This is a genomic window from Sphingopyxis sp. CR5 (genome assembly GCF_059693785.1).
Genome location: NZ_JCATIE010000004.1, coordinates 156,631 through 171,112 on the forward strand (window position 1 = coordinate 156,631; position 14,482 = coordinate 171,112).

Genomic DNA, 14,482 nt, shown 5'->3' on the forward strand with positions numbered 1-14,482 from the left:
ACCGTGACCCGGACCCCCATCCTCGCCCTTCTTGCCCTGCTGATGCTCGCCGTCGGTTCCGTGTCGCCGGCTTCGGCCGCGCGGATCAAGGACATGGGCCAGTTTCAGGGCATGCGCTCGAACCAGTTGACCGGCTATGGCATCGTCGTCGGGCTCGCGGGGACCGGCGACGACAGCCTCGACTATTCGACGCTCGGCATGAAGGGCGCGGTCTCGCGCTTCGGCCTTACGCTGCCGCCGGGCGTGAACCCGGCGCTGAAGAATGCCGCCGCGGTGATGATCACCGCCGATCTGCCGCCCTTTGCCAAGCCCGGCCAGCGCCTCGACGTCACCGTTTCGGCGATCGGCAAGGCGAAAAGCCTGCGCGGCGGCACGCTCGTCCTCGCGCCGCTCTATGGCGCCGACGGCCAGATCTATGCGATGGCGCAGGGCAACCTCGTCATCGGCGGGCTGGGCGTCGACGCCGCCGACGGATCGAAGCTGACCGTCAACGTCCCGTCGAGCGGCCGCATCGCCAACGGCGCCTCGGTCGAGCGCGCGGTCGACACCGGCTTCGCTTATGGCGACCACCTGCTCTTCAACCTCCACCAGTTCGACGCGACCAACGCGAAGCGCGTGACCGACGCGATCAACAGCGCGCTCGGCCAGGGCGCGGCGGCGATGGTCGACGGCGCCAGCATCTCGATCCGCGCCGGCGGCACCGGCGACGATCGCATGCGCCTGATCTCGATGGTCGAAAATCTCGACGTCGTGCGCGCCGAACCGCCGGCGAAGGTGATCGTCAACGCGCGCACCGGAACCGTGGTCATCAACGGCGCCGTCCGCGTCGGCGCTGCCGCGGTGACGCAGGGCAAGCTGACCGTGTCGATCAAGGAATCGCCGACCGTCGTGCAGCCCGCGCCGTTCAGCCGCGGCCAGACGGCGGTCGAACCGTCGAGCGATATTCAGGCGAGCGAGGACTATCGCCCCGCCTTCCTTATGAAACCCACCGCTTCGCTCTCCGAGCTCGTCGATGCGATCAACAGCATGGGCGTGCCACCGGGCGATCTCGTCGCAATCCTGGAAGCGCTCAGCCAGGCGGGCGCGCTCACAGCCGAATTGGTGATCATATGACGACGACACCCTTTTCCGCGCCGGTCGGCGCCATGCTTCCCGTCGCCGCGACCCCGCGCCTGTCGGGCAATGGCGGCGACGACGGTGGGTTGCGCAAGGCGGCCGAAGCCTTTGAAGCGGTGATCCTGCGCCAGTTGATGGCCTCGATGCGCCAGGCGAAACTCGGCGACGACATCTTCGGGTCGAGCGCGACCGACAATTTCCGCGAGATGGCCGACGCCAGGACCGCCGACTCGATCGCCGCCATGCGCCAGTTCGGCATCGCATCGATGGTCGAGGCGCAGTTCCGCGGCCGCGCCGCCGCCGCGAGCGCCAGCGAAGGCCGCGTCCAGTGAGCGACCTGCTGGGCATCGGCGCCAGCGGGCTGCGCGCCTATTCGGCGGCGCTCGCGACGATCGGCGACAATATCGCCAACGCACAGTCGCCCGGCTATGCGCGGCGCACGCTGCAACTGCGCGGCGCGCAGTCGGCGGGCGACACGCCCTTCGTGCGCGCGAACGTCAATCCCGGCGGCGTCGACATGAACGGCATCAGCCGGTCGGTCGACAAATGGCTGATCGCCGACGCGCGCCTGTCGAGCGGCGACGCCGAACGCGCCGCCACCAGGCTCGACTGGATGGACCGCGTCGAAGCGGCGCTGAGCGACGACACCAACGGCATCGCCACCGGGCTGACCCAGCTTTTCACCACCGCCGACCAGTTGACCGCCGATCCGGCGAACCGGACGCTGCGTAGCCAGTTCCTCCAGGCCGCCGACGACGTCGCCTCCGGCTTTCGCACGGCGGCGGGACAATTGTCGGGCATGGCGGACGGCATCGCGAACGCGGCGTCGAGCGAGGTCGATGCCTTCAACGCCAATCTCGACGCGCTCGAACAGATCAATATCGGCCTGCGCAAGGCGCGGCCCGGATCGACCGGCGAAGCGACCCTGCTCGACGAGCGCGACCGGCTGCTCGACGAGATATCGGCGCAAGCGGGGGTCGATATCAGCTTCGACGACCGCGGCGCGGCAACGCTGCGCGCGTCGGGAAGCGGCGACCTGCTCGTCGGCGGCGGCGAGGTCCATCCGATTTCGGTCGCCGCCGATTCCGACGGTCGGCTGACGTTCGGCATCGACGGCGGCGGCGCCCTCGCCACCGCGACCGGCTCGCTCGCCGGGCTGTCGGAAGCGGCGGTGCACGTCGCCGACGAACGCGCCGCGCTCGACGACATGGCCGCCGATTTCGCGGGCCGGCTCAACGCCGCGCACCAGGCGGGCTTCGACGCCGACGGCAATGCCGGCGCCGCGCTGTTCACGGGGGCGAGCGCGGCGACGCTGACCGCCACCGCGCTCGGCGCCGACGAGGTCGCGGTGGCCGACGCCACGAGCAGCAACGGCAACATGCTCGCCCTCGGCGCGATGCGCGGGAGCAACGATCCCGAATCCGTGTGGGCCGGCCATGTCGCCGAACAGGCGCAGGCGACCGCGTCGGCACGGGCACAGGACGCCGCCGCGACCACCCGCGCCAACGCGGCCACCGCCGCGCGATCGGCGGTCAGCGAGATCGACCTCGACACGGAAGCCGGCGAGCTGCTGCGGTTCCAGCAGGCCTATTCGGCCGCCGCACGCACGATCCAGGTCGCGCGCGAAACGATGCAGACGCTGCTGAACTCGGTTTAGGAAGGCTGATTAGATGATCAACGCCACCGGCAATCGCATGACGCGCGAAATTGCGCGCCAATCCGCCCTCGCCGACCAGATCGACCGGCTGCAGGTCCAGATTTCGAGCGGCACGCGCATCCAGCGCGCGTCGGACGACGTCGTCGGATCGCGCCGCGTCGCGACGATCGACAAGGCGCAGGCGAGCATGGCGAGCTGGCAGAAGAATGTCGACGCCGCCGCGGCGCTCGTTTCGCAGGCCGACGGCGCGCTCAAATCGACGTCGAACCTGATGGCGCGCGCGCGCGAACTGACGCTGTCGGCGGCGAGCGGGTCGATGAATGCCGACGATCGTTCGACGGTGGCCGCCGAACTGGCGGCGATCGCCGACGAGATCGACGCCCTCGCCGCGACCCGCGATTCGAACGGCGAGCCGATCTTTGCGACCGCCGATGCCAAGGTGATGCGCTTCGATTCGGACGTCACCTTCGCCCCGGTGCCGTCGGCCGCCGACGCCTTCGTCGTCGACGGCAACAGCCTGTCGACAATGGTGCGCGACGCCGCCGGCGCGGTCGCGGCCGGCGATTCGACCGCAATGGGGGCCTCGCTCGACACGCTGGCGACGGGCATCGCCCATGTCGCCGATCAAAACGCCGCGCTGGGGCTGTCGGGCGGGCGGCTCGATCGCATCGGCGACGGGCTCGCCAGCCGCGGCATCACGCTCGCCGACGAACGCTCGACGGTCGAGGACACCGATCTGTCGGTGGCGATCGCGCAGCTCAATGCGACCAATTTGACGCTCGAGGCGGCGCAGGCCGCCTTCTCGCGCATCAACCGCCAGACGCTGTTCGATATTTTGGGCTGATCCGCTCAATCTTCGACCGCGCCTGCCGTTAATCATCCCGACGCCCGGATATTTGCCGGGGCCCGACGGCCCCGATTGGAGTTGACTGCGCATGTTTCCCGCCATCGGCATCGTTGTATTGATCCTGCTGGTCTTCGGGGGCTTCGCGTTCACCGGCGGCAATCTCGAGCCCGTGCTCCACGCGCTGCCGCACGAGATGCTGATCATCGGCGGCGCCGCCGTCGGATCGTTGATCATCGGCAATTCGGGCACCGACCTGAAGGCGCTCGCCGGCGGACTGGGCAAGGTGTTCAAGGGACCGACCTACAAGAAGTCGGACTATCTGGACGTCATCCTGCTCGTATCGACGCTGATGAAGATGATGCGGACCGAAGGCCCCGTGGCGGTCGAACCGCATATCGAGGACCCGTCGAGTTCGCCGATCTTCCAGCAATATCCGAAGCTGCTGAAGGACCAGACGCTTGTCCACCTGATCTGCGACACGCTGCGCCTGGTCGTCGTCTCCTCGGGAACGCTCGACCCGCATGCGGTCGAAGAGGTGATGGACAATGCGGTCAAGAACCACCACCACCATGCGATCAAGCCCGCCGAGGGCCTGCAGAGCCTGGCCGATGCGCTCCCCGCGCTCGGCATCGTCGCGGCAGTGCTCGGCGTCGTGAAGACGATGGGCTCGATCGACAAGCCGCCTGAAATCCTGGGCGCGATGATCGGGTCGGCGCTCGTCGGCACCTTCCTGGGCGTGCTGCTCGCCTATGGCCTCGTCGGCCCGTTCGCGACGCGCGCAAAGACGGTGATCGAAAGCGACGCCGCCATCTATCATACGGTGAAGCAACTCATCATCGCCTCGCTGCACGGCCACCCGCAGCCGCTGGTGATCGAGGCCGCGCGCTCGGGCGTCGATCATAGCAACCAGCCGAGCTTTGCCGAAGTCTTCGACGGAATGCGGGGGCGCTGATGGCCGCGCGTCCGAATACGCCGCTGCGCCCGATCATCGTCAAGAAGGTGATCGAAGAGGCGCACGGCGGCCATCACGGCGGCGCGTGGAAGGTCGCCTATGCCGACTTCGTCACCGCGATGATGGCCTTCTTCCTGCTGATGTGGCTGCTCGGCGCGACCACCGAGAAACAGCGCAAGGCGCTCGCGGACTATTTTGCCCCGACGATCGTCCAGGCGAAACAGGATACCGCCGGGTCGAACGGATTGTTCGGCGGCGATTCGCTGGTTGCCGCCGACAAATATCCGCACGGCGCGGCGCAGACGGGCACCAAGTCGATGACGATCCCGCGCGACGCCACCGGCGGCCCGCGCGAGGCGATGGGGCGGCAGCGCGAACGGCTGAAGTTCCAGCAGCTCGCAAAGGCGATGATGCAGGCCGTGAAGGATAAGGCCGAACTGCGCCGGCTGGCTCCGAACATCCGTTTCACCGAGACACGCGAAGGGCTGCGCATCGACATCGTCGACGACGCCGATTTTTCGATGTTCGTTCTCGGCACCAGCCAGCTGACGCCCGAGGCCTCGCGCATCCTGACCGAGCTGGCAAAGACGGTCACGGGGCTTCCCAACCAGCTGATGATCCGCGGACATACCGATTCGGCCCCCTGGTCGGCCGGCGCCGGCACCAACAACTGGCGCCTGTCGGTCGAACGCGCCGAGGTGTCGCGGCAGTATCTGGCGTTCCGCGGCGTCGCGTCCGACCGTTTCGCACGGATCGAAGGCGTCGCCGATCGCGAGCCCTATGTCCCGTCGAATCGACTCGACCCGCGCAACCGCCGCATCTCCGTCACGCTCGGCTGGGACCTCCCGCTCGACAATTAATGCCATTCTGGCAGCATATCGGATCGTTAACGACGCAGTTCCGGGGCCAATAGTTCCATTTTGGTAATAACCCTTTGTTTTGAAGGGGTTATGCCGATACGGTAAAGGTCTTGTTTACCATTTCGCTCAATATCCGGGGTCATCGAAGGGGGCGCCACTGGGTGGGGCGCAGTGGAGATGACAATGACTGAGGGTACGCACAATCGCGGCGACCAGACCGCGCTCGAAACGCTGATCATCGGCCACAGCGCCGCCGCGCAGCATCTGCGCGACATGATCCGCCGCGTGGCGCGCTCGAACGCGTCAGTCATGCTCTGCGGTCCGTCGGGCTCGGGCAAGGAACTCGTCGCCCGCGCCATCCACGACGAAGGCGTTCGCGCCGGCAAGACCTTTTCCGCGATCAATTGCGGCGCCATTCCGGGCGAGCTGATCGAGTCCGAACTCTTCGGGCATGAAAAGGGCTCGTTCACCGGCGCCACCGCCCGCCGTATCGGCCATTTCGAGGCGAGCGACGGCGGCACCATCTTTCTCGACGAAATCGGCGACATGCGCTTCGACATGCAGGTGAAGCTGCTCCGCGTGCTGGAAGACCGGACGATCGTCCGTGTCGGCAGCAGCGAGATGCGCAAGGTCGACGTTCGCGTCATCTCGGCGACGCACCAGGATCTTGGTGCCGCGATCGCCGAGGGCAAGTTCCGCGAAGACCTGTTCTTCCGGCTCGGCGTGGTTGTGCTCCAGGTCCCCAGTCTGGCCAGCCGCGTCGAGGACATTCCGGCGCTCATCCGCCACTTCCAGCGCAAGATGCCCGGCGACGCCAAGTGCCGCTTCGACGATGCCGCGATCGCGTTGCTGATGCAGCACGACTGGCCGGGCAACGTCCGCGAACTGCGCAACTTCGTCGAGCGTGCCAGCGTACTCCACGGCGGCGAAACGCTGGGCGCAGAGGATGTCGCCCTGCTCCTGAACCCGACCGCCGCGCTCGCGCCGCGTCTGGCCGTTGCCAGCGCACCGCTCGCGGTCGCCGACATCGCAGAGGCGATCCATGTCGCGCTCCCCAAATCGCCGGCGCCCGGCCGCCCGATCGACCTGAAACGCGAAATCGAATCGATGGAACTCGAACAGATCCACGTCGCGCTCGACCTCGCCGACGGGATCATTTCCGAAGCCGCCCGCCTTCTGTCGCTCAAGCGTACGACGCTGATCGAGAAGATGCGCAAATACGGCGTGCAGCAACAACAGGCCGCCTGACCGGCAGCCGCCACAGTTCAGCTCTGCTGAAAAAGGGGTACTGGTCCACCCCTTTCAAGTCACCCGGTCGCCCGTCCCCACCTAGGGCGGCCGGGTGCGACTTGTTTTCGGGCGGGTTGCCCGCCCGGCCATCTGCCGCGACGGGTCAGCCCTCGCGGATCTTCCTCCACGCGGCGCTGATCGTCTGCACCCCGGCGAGCAGCTCGGCAAAGCCCTCGGCGCTGTTCGCCGCGACCGAATCGTCGAGTTTGCGACGCATGCTGCGATAGACGCGCGACAGGGAATCGGCGACGTCGGCGCCGGCGTCGCGATCGAGCCCGACATCCAGTCCGATGAGGATCGACCGCGCCCGGTGCGCGGGGTCGGTCGCCGACACGCGCTGGCCCTGTCCGACCATCGAAATGAGGACGCCGACCGCGATCTCGAGCTCGTCGTAGAGCATCTGGACGAGTTCGACGGGATCGGCGGCCGCGGCACGGCTTTCGTGCTGCAAACGGCGATAGAGGCCCGTTGCCCGGACGGTCGAGGCGGTGGCTGGCACGGTCTGAAGCCCTAGTTCTTGTACTGGTTGTTCCAGATCTCGATCTGTTGTTCGAGATAGGATTGCGTCGCCTTGAACGCCGCGAGCTTCGCGTCGAGGCCGCTGAACTGTTTTTCGAGCCGCGCCTTGTAGGTCGCCTCGCGCTCCTCGATCTTTTCGAGCTGTTCGGCCAGCGCCTCGCTCTTCGCGTCGAGCGATTCGCCGACGCGGGTCAGCACGCCGTCGGTCGCGACCGCGGCGTCGCGGATCGCGTCGAGCGCGCCGGCAATGCCCGGGTCGCTCGTCGCGCTGTGCGTCGCATCGCGCCGCGGGTTGAAAAGCGCCTCCACGGCGCCTGCATCGGCGGCGAGCGCCTTTTCGAGCTTGTCGCTGTCGACCGCGAGGACGCCGTCCTTGGTCGTGTATATGCCGATGTCGGTCAGCTTGTTGATGCTGGGATCGCTGGTCAGGACGGTGCCGACGAGACCGCCCAGCGTCGATTCGAGCTGGCGCAGCGACATCGTCGAGCCCGACAGGCTGGACGCCGAGGACAGGCTTTCCTTGAGCTGGTTATAGACCGCGACGAAATCATTCACCGTCTGGCGGATCATGTCGAGCGGACGGCTCGCGCCGATATCGACCGGCTGGCCGGGTGCCGCCTTCTTGAGCGTCAGCGACATGCCCGGGACGACGTCGTCGACGATGTTCGTCGCGCGGCTGAACGACACCCCGTCGATGGTGAACCGGGCATCGGCGGCCGCCTGGCCGAGCGCCATGCTGCCGCCGGCGCCATAGGAAAAGGCCGACAGGCCAGGATCCGCACCGGCGTCGGCGGCCAGGGTGAAGCCGTTCGCTTCGCCGGTCTGTCCCTTGACGATCAGGCGATAACCGCCCTCGTCGGCGATGATCGATGCGGTGACTCCGCTATCGCTGGCATTGATCGCGTCGGCGAGGCCGTTCAGGCTGTCATTGGTGGCGTCGATGGCGATCGCGTAATCGGTGCCGCCGACGCTCAGCGTCATCGTTCCCTGCCCGATCGCCGCCTCGCGGTCGGCGACAACCGCCGAATAGGCGGTCTGCGCGCGCGCCAGCTGGGTGACTTCGATCGTCGCGGCGAAGCTGTCGGCCTGCAATCCGGCGCGCGCGGTCGCCGTCAGGACGCTGTCGTAGGAAACGGTCGGCGTGCTGCGCAGCGTCCCGTCCTCGACCATCTGGCTCAGCGAATCGGCGAAGCCTTCGAGGTCCGAGCGGGCCTGCGCCACCGCGCTGATCCGTGTCTGGTTCTGCTGGGTCAGCGTCGTCATCCGGTCGATCTTCGGCTGGCGCGACGCGTCGGCCAGGTCGGAGATGATCTGGGCGGTGTCGATCCCGGACCCGAGGCCCAGGCTGTTGGCGATTGAACTGACCATGGCAATATCCTTCGCCCCTGTTAACGGCGGCGAAAGGGCGCGATTAAGCGGGAATTGCGTGTCGTTTGCGAAAAACCGTCGCCCGCGCGACAAGGCGACAAGGCGACAAGGCGGCGGGGCGCGGCCCCATCGTGCGCCGGCGCCCCGCCCAGGCCCGAGAGGAGGCCCCCGCCGGCATCGCCAGCCGGCACCGAGGGTCAGGACCCTAGAAGTTGAACTTTGCCGTGACGCCGTAGCTCGGACTGCGACCGGGAAAGCGGACCGCCGTGTTCGCGTTGGTCGCCGCCGACATCCAGTAATAGGTGTCGGTGATGTTGCGGCCCCAGATCGACACGTCCCATTTGCCGTCCAGGTCATGGACGCCAAGACTGGCGTTCAGGATGCCATAGCCCTTGATGGCGAGCGGCGCGAAATCCTCGATCGTGCTCTGCGTCCCGGACTGGTAGCGGCCGTTGAGGATCGCGCGGATGCCCAGCGTGTCGCCGACCGGCGCATCATAGGTGATCGTCGCCGCACCCGAAAATTTCGGGCTGTACGGGAAACTGTAGCCGTCATAGTCGAGCGGCTGGCCCGCGGCGTTGATCCCGACATAGCCCTGGATCTCGGTCTTGAGCCAGGTCGCGGCGAGATTGAACGTCAGGCTGTCGGTCAGGCGGAACGTGGCATCGCCGTCGAGGCCATAGGCGCGCGACTTGGGAATATTGTCGAGCCGCAACAGCGTCGTGTAGATCGGGTCGGCGAAATAGACCGCGAGCTGCTTGTCGCAATAGTCGTAATAAAAGGCCGCGAGATTCAGGTTCACGCGCCGGTTCGCCAGGCCCAGCTTCGTGCCCACCTCATAGGCGGTCAGCTCCTCCTGCCGCGCCGGACGATTCTGGGTCGCGATATTGGCGGCGTTGACCGGCGTCGATCCCGACTTGTAGCCGCGCGACACCGACGCATAGAGCAGCGCGTCGTCGGCGGGCTCCCACGTCAGCGCGCCGCGCCACGCGACATTATCCTCGTTCAGCGTCGAGGTGACCGGGCCGAAGGTGCCGGTATCGACGTCGAACGTGTTGCACTGATCGGTCGTGATCGGCGCGGTGAACGCGCCATAGACCTGGAAAAAGAAGGCCCGGTTGAACAGGTTGACGTTGGGCAGCATCGAATCGCCGATCGAGCGCGAGCAACCCTCATAGTCCTGGCGATCCTTCGTATAACGGACGCCGGTCGTGAGCTTCAGCGTCTCGGCGAGTTGCCAGTCGGCACTCGCGAACAGGCTCCACGTTTCGGTATCGAACGCCGCCTGGTCGCGATAGGTGCGGAAGGATTGCGCGACGTCGGTCGCGGTATAGCCCGGCGAGTTGAACGGCGAGTTCAACAGGTCGAGCTGGAAAATCAGCGCGCGGATCGCCCCGACATTGGCATTCTGCCCCAGCAGCGTCTGGTTGGTGTCGGTCAGCGTGTCCTTGGCATAATAGCCGCCGACGACCCAGTCGGCGGGGCCGGTCGATCCCTGGAAGCGCAGTTCCTGCGAAAAACTCTCGATCTTGCCTTCGGCGTGCTGGACCAGAATCTCGTATGGCGCGCCGCTCCAGTCATATTTGGCGTTGCGCTTGACCCTGTTGTAGCCGGTGAGCGAGATGAAGCTGAGGTCGCTCGTCAGGTCGAACTGGATCAGGCCGCGCAAACCGATGAAATCGCTATCCTCTCGAAGCGGACCGTCGATGCCCGGACCGATGCCGATGTCGGCGCCGCGCACCGATTGCGGCGCCCAGTCGGCGCTGTTCGAATCCCATCTGGTGCCGTTCGCGGCGACATAATCGGCAAGCCCGGGGGCGTTGAACAGGCTGAACACCGTGCCGCTGTCGGGGTCGGTGTTCGGGGTGAACCCGACCGCCTGCCCGGCCAGCGTGTCGGACTTGTTGATCCAGAAATTGCCGCCCAGTTCGATCTTCATTCCGTCGACCGGCTCGGCGGTCAGGGTCAGGCGACCGCCATAACGATGGACTTCGCCCAGCTTTTCGTCGCGCGAAATGCTGTGCTGCCAGCCTTCCCAGCTGTCCTCGGTGCGAAAGGCGATGCGCGCCGCCATCGCGTCGCCGAGCGGGATGTTGAGGTGGCCTTCGCTGTTCAGCGTCTGCTGGCTGCCGCCTTCGACGGTCACCCCGCCCGACAATTCGCCGAACACCGGCTTGGCCGAAATGAAGTTGACGAGGCCGCCGGTCGTGTTGCGGCCGTAAAGCGTGCCCTGCGGACCCTTCAGCACCTCGACGCGCTCGAGGTCGTAGACCGGGCCGCTGTTCATGAACGGATAGGCGAGCGCGACCTCGTCCTGATAGGTGCCGACGGTCGAGGTCGCCGACAGGTTGATCGTGTTGAAGCCGATCCCGCGCAGCGTGTAGATGGGAATGCCCTGATACCCGCGCGACACGTTGAGGCTCGGCACCACGGCCTGGAGGTCCTCGGTCGACGTCACCCTCAGATTTTCCAGCGTGTCGCCCGAAAAGGCCTGGATCGACAGCCCGACGTCGTTGATCGCTTCGGCGCGGCGCTGCGCCGTCACCACGATCACGTCGTTGCCCGGCGACGCGGCAGGCGTGTCGTCCTCCGCCTCCTGCGCCCGCACCGGCGCCGCCGCCAGCGCCGCCAGACCGATACCCGCGAACAGCACAGACCGCGCGATCCTCGTCATCATACCCTCCCAATTTGCGATTCTTATCAGACGTGATAGTTATCACCACTGATAGATATTGCAACAGCAATTGCAATTTGCGCGGCGAGATGGTCTTTCGGGGGCAAGGAGCGACGATGGCGACGCAGCGTGACAAAGTGGAAAGCCGAACCCGCGGATCGATCCGCGACGCCTTGCTGGAGGCGGCGAGCGCGCTGATGCGCGAACAGGACAAGATCGACGTCGGCATCGTCGAGATCGCGGCGCGCGCCGGGGTGAATCACGGGATGATCCGCTATTATTTCGGCGACAAGGAAGGAATGCTCGCGGCGCTGCTCGATCGCGACGTGCTGCGCGCGATCCGCCAGCTCGACGCGCTGTTCCGCCTCAACGTCACCGCGACCGACCGGATGCGTATCCATCTGGAGGGCATTCTCGATACCTACTACCGCATCCCCTACCTCAATCGCCTGATCCAATATATGGTCCGCGATGCCGAGCCCGAGCGCGTGCGCCACATCGGCGACGAGCTGCTGAAGAAGATCGCCGGAGCGCAGGCGCGGATCATCGAGGAGGGGATCGCGGCGGGCGAGTTTCGCGACGTCGATCCCAAGCTCTTCTATTTCAACACGATCGGGGCGGCCGACGGCCTTTATTCGAACCGCCTGACCTTGCAGGTGGTGTTCGAGGGCAAGCCGCACGCCGACGATGCGCTCCACGCGCGGTATCGCCGTCATACGGTTGAAACGCTGCTCGCCGGACTGGTCAGAAATTATCAGGCTTGATAATTGCGCGGAGGGGGCGCATAGACGGCCGCATGGACCTGGAATTCAGCGAAGAAGAGCGGTTGCTGCGCGATTCGCTCGCGCGGTTCCTCGCGCAGCATCTGCCGTTCGAGACACGGCGCACGATGCGCGGCGCCGAGGCGCAGCTCGCGACGTGGCGCGAGATCGATGCTGCGATCGGCGTCGGCGCGGCGCCGCTGCCCGAAATCGTGGGGGGCTTCGGCGGCGGGCGCGTCGCGGCGATGATCGTCGCCGAGGAACTCGGCGCCGCGCTTGCGGTGACCCCGTTCATCGACTGCCATGTCCTGTCGGCAACGCTGCTGCTCGCGCTCGGCGACGCGACGCGGGCTGCGGCGATCGCCCGGGGCGACGCGCTGATCGTCACCGCGATAGAGGAACCGCACACGCGCGGCGACATCGCCGCGATCCGCACGCGGGCCGAGCCCGCACCCGACGGCTGGACGCTGACCGGACGCAAGATCGCGGTGCCCTTCGCCGCCGAGGCAAGCGAGGTCATCGTCCCCGCGCGCGACCGCGACGGGACGCTGCACCTGTTCGCGCTGCCCGGTGCGGCGCTCTGCGACAAGCTCCACGCCTATGCGACGATCGACGACATGCCCGCGGGCGACCTCGTCCTCGACGGATTGTGGGTTGCGGGCATGCGCGAGATCGGCAGCGGCGTGGACGCCGAACCCGCACTTGCGGCCGGAATCGAAGCGGCGATTGCGGCGACCTGTGCCGAGGCGGCAGGGCTCGCGCGCGTGCTTCTCGACGACACGCTGGTCTATACCAGACAGCGGCGGCAGTTCGGCCGGACGCTGTCGAGTTTCCAGGCGCTCCAGCATCGCATGGTCGACATGCTGCTGCTGCGCGAACAGATCGCCGCGGCGGCAATGCTCGCCGCGCTGAGGCCCGGCGACGTCCGCGCGAGCGCCGCCGCCAAGGCGACCATCGGCGACGCGTTGCGGCAGATCGGGCAGGAAGCGGTACAGATGCACGGCGCGATGGGCATGACCGAAGAGCTTCGCGTCGGGCATTATTTCAAGCGCGCGACGGCAATCGAGCAGCGGCTCGGCACCGGCGACGCGCATGTCGCACGCTATGCCGCGGCGATGGCGATCGCCGTCTAGGGTCGGAACTCCAGGGTCGGCGCTCGCTCTGCCCCCTTGGGGGCTAAAGCCCCAGCACCGCTTTCGCCAGGATGTTGCGCTGGATCTCGTTCGATCCGGCATAGATCGACCCCGCCCGCTCGTTGAAATAGCGCAGCGGCGCCACCGCCTGCCACGGCGCGCCGGTGATATGCCCGTCGGCGGGCGGGCTGTGTGCCGGCACCTCCGCGCCGGGCGCGGCGCCATGCGGTTGAAACGCCAGACCCGCCGGCCCCGCCGCTTCATAGCCGAGTTCGGTGATATGCTGCGCGAGTTCGGTCGCCATGATCTTGAGCAGCGACGCCATCACGCCGACGCTTTCGCCCTGCCCCGTGGCCGACAGCAGGCGCAGTTCGATCATCTCCAGCACGTCGACCCGGATGCGCGCCCGCGCGAGCTTGTGCGCGAACACCGGATCGTCGCCGAGCATCGCATCCCCCGCCGGGGTTTCGGCCGCCCGGCGCGCAAGCGCGTCGACCCGCATGGCGAGCGCCGGGGCATGGGCGGCACCGCCGCGTTCGAACTCAAGCAGATATTTGGCGACGCTCCAGCCGCGGTCGACCTTGCCGATCACGTTCGCCCGGGCCGAGCGGGCGTTGTCGAAAAACACCTCTGCCTGGATCGTCTCGCCCGAAATCATCGTCAGCGGCCGCACCGTGACACCGGGCTGGTCCATCGGGACGAGCAGGAAGGTGATGCCCTGTTGCGGCCGGTCGTGCTTCGAGGTGCGGACGAGGCAGAAAATCCAGTTCGCCTCGCCCGCGTGCGTGGTCCAGATCTTCGAGCCGTTGAGCAGGAAATCGTCGCCGTCGGGCTCGGCGCGCATTTGCAGCGCCGCAAGATCCGACCCCGCTCCCGGCTCCGAATAGCCCTGGCAAAAAAAGATTTCCCCGCTCAGGATGCGCGGCAGGAAATACGCCTTTTGCGCATCGGTGCCAAAGGCCGCGATGACATGCGCGACCATGTGGATACCCATTGGCGACAGCGGCGGCGCGCCGGCGCGCGCCCGTTCGCGCGCCCACAGATAGAATTGCGCCGCGCTCCAGTCGCGCCCGCCATGACCCGGCATCCAGTGCGGTGCCGCCAGCCCCTGCGCGTGCAGCCGCGCCTGCCAGTCCATCGATATGGCATGGTCGGCATAGACGCTCGTCATGCCTTCGGCGCCGGCGCACAGCTCCGGCGTCAGCTCGCGCTCCAGCAGCGCGCGCATCTCTTCGGCAAAGGCCCGTTCGGCATCGCTCCAGTCGAGGTTCATCGGTTCACCCGTTGCAAACAATTATCACGTCT

General features: G+C 66.9%; 13 protein-coding genes. 9 read left to right on the top strand and 4 right to left on the bottom strand.

Features of this window, described 5'->3' with window-relative positions:
- Positions 1-3: 3 nt before the first annotated feature.
- From AC58D2_RS07600 to AC58D2_RS07630, 7 genes are all read left to right on the top strand, one after another.
- Complete coding sequence (locus AC58D2_RS07600) at positions 4-1,113, top strand: flagellar basal body P-ring protein FlgI (RefSeq protein ID WP_497388902.1); 1,110 nt, start codon at positions 4-6, stop codon at positions 1,111-1,113.
- Complete coding sequence (locus AC58D2_RS07605) at positions 1,110-1,448, top strand: rod-binding protein (protein WP_497388904.1); 339 nt, start codon at positions 1,110-1,112, stop codon at positions 1,446-1,448. The genes AC58D2_RS07600 and AC58D2_RS07605 overlap by 4 nt, the downstream gene beginning before the upstream one ends.
- Positions 1,445-2,773: a flagellar hook-associated protein FlgK gene (gene flgK, locus AC58D2_RS07610; RefSeq protein ID WP_497388906.1), complete on the top strand. Its 1,329-nt coding sequence runs from the start codon at positions 1,445-1,447 to the stop codon at positions 2,771-2,773. The genes AC58D2_RS07605 and flgK overlap by 4 nt, the downstream gene beginning before the upstream one ends.
- A 13-nt stretch (positions 2,774-2,786) precedes the next feature.
- Positions 2,787-3,617, top strand: coding sequence for a flagellin (locus tag AC58D2_RS07615; RefSeq protein ID WP_497388908.1), 831 nt, complete (start codon positions 2,787-2,789; stop codon positions 3,615-3,617).
- Between the two features lie 91 nt (positions 3,618-3,708).
- A complete protein-coding gene (gene motA, locus AC58D2_RS07620; protein WP_497388910.1) occupies positions 3,709-4,572 on the top strand; it encodes a flagellar motor stator protein MotA in 864 nt (287 codons plus the stop codon).
- Complete coding sequence (locus tag AC58D2_RS07625) at positions 4,572-5,432, top strand: flagellar motor protein MotB (protein ID WP_497388912.1); 861 nt, start codon at positions 4,572-4,574, stop codon at positions 5,430-5,432. The genes motA and AC58D2_RS07625 overlap by 1 nt, the downstream gene beginning before the upstream one ends.
- A 183-nt stretch (positions 5,433-5,615) precedes the next feature.
- Positions 5,616-6,680: a sigma-54 interaction domain-containing protein gene (locus tag AC58D2_RS07630; RefSeq protein WP_497388914.1), complete on the top strand. Its 1,065-nt coding sequence runs from the start codon at positions 5,616-5,618 to the stop codon at positions 6,678-6,680.
- Positions 6,681-6,825: 145 nt separating this feature from the next.
- Here AC58D2_RS07630 and AC58D2_RS07635 read toward each other — a convergent pair whose 3' ends face one another.
- The 3 genes from AC58D2_RS07635 to AC58D2_RS07645 all read right to left on the bottom strand — a co-directional run bounded on the left by AC58D2_RS07635 (position 6,826) and on the right by AC58D2_RS07645 (position 11,286).
- Positions 6,826-7,221 carry a flagellar export chaperone FliS gene (locus AC58D2_RS07635; protein ID WP_497388916.1) on the bottom strand — a complete coding sequence of 132 codons (396 nt, stop codon included), beginning with the start codon at positions 7,219-7,221 and terminating at the stop codon, positions 6,826-6,828.
- An 11-nt stretch (positions 7,222-7,232) separates the two neighbouring features.
- A complete protein-coding gene (gene fliD, locus AC58D2_RS07640) occupies positions 7,233-8,609 on the bottom strand; it encodes a flagellar filament capping protein FliD (protein ID WP_497388918.1) in 1,377 nt (458 codons plus the stop codon).
- A gap of 205 nt (positions 8,610-8,814) precedes the next feature.
- Positions 8,815-11,286: a TonB-dependent receptor gene (locus AC58D2_RS07645; protein WP_497388920.1), complete on the bottom strand. Its 2,472-nt coding sequence runs from the start codon at positions 11,284-11,286 to the stop codon at positions 8,815-8,817.
- A gap of 113 nt (positions 11,287-11,399) precedes the next feature.
- Between AC58D2_RS07645 and AC58D2_RS07650 the strand changes: the two genes are divergently transcribed.
- Positions 11,400-12,047, top strand: coding sequence for a TetR family transcriptional regulator (locus tag AC58D2_RS07650; RefSeq protein WP_497388922.1), 648 nt, complete (start codon positions 11,400-11,402; stop codon positions 12,045-12,047).
- 32 nt (positions 12,048-12,079) lie between these two features.
- Positions 12,080-13,177 carry an acyl-CoA dehydrogenase family protein gene (locus tag AC58D2_RS07655; protein WP_497388924.1) on the top strand — a complete coding sequence of 366 codons (1,098 nt, stop codon included), beginning with the start codon at positions 12,080-12,082 and terminating at the stop codon, positions 13,175-13,177.
- A gap of 43 nt (positions 13,178-13,220) precedes the next feature.
- Here the strand turns inward: AC58D2_RS07655 and AC58D2_RS07660 are convergent, their stop codons facing one another.
- On the bottom strand, positions 13,221-14,450 hold the full coding sequence (locus AC58D2_RS07660; protein ID WP_497388926.1) for an acyl-CoA dehydrogenase family protein: 1,230 nt from the start codon (positions 14,448-14,450) through the stop codon (positions 13,221-13,223).
- Between the last annotated feature and the right edge of the window lie 32 nt (positions 14,451-14,482).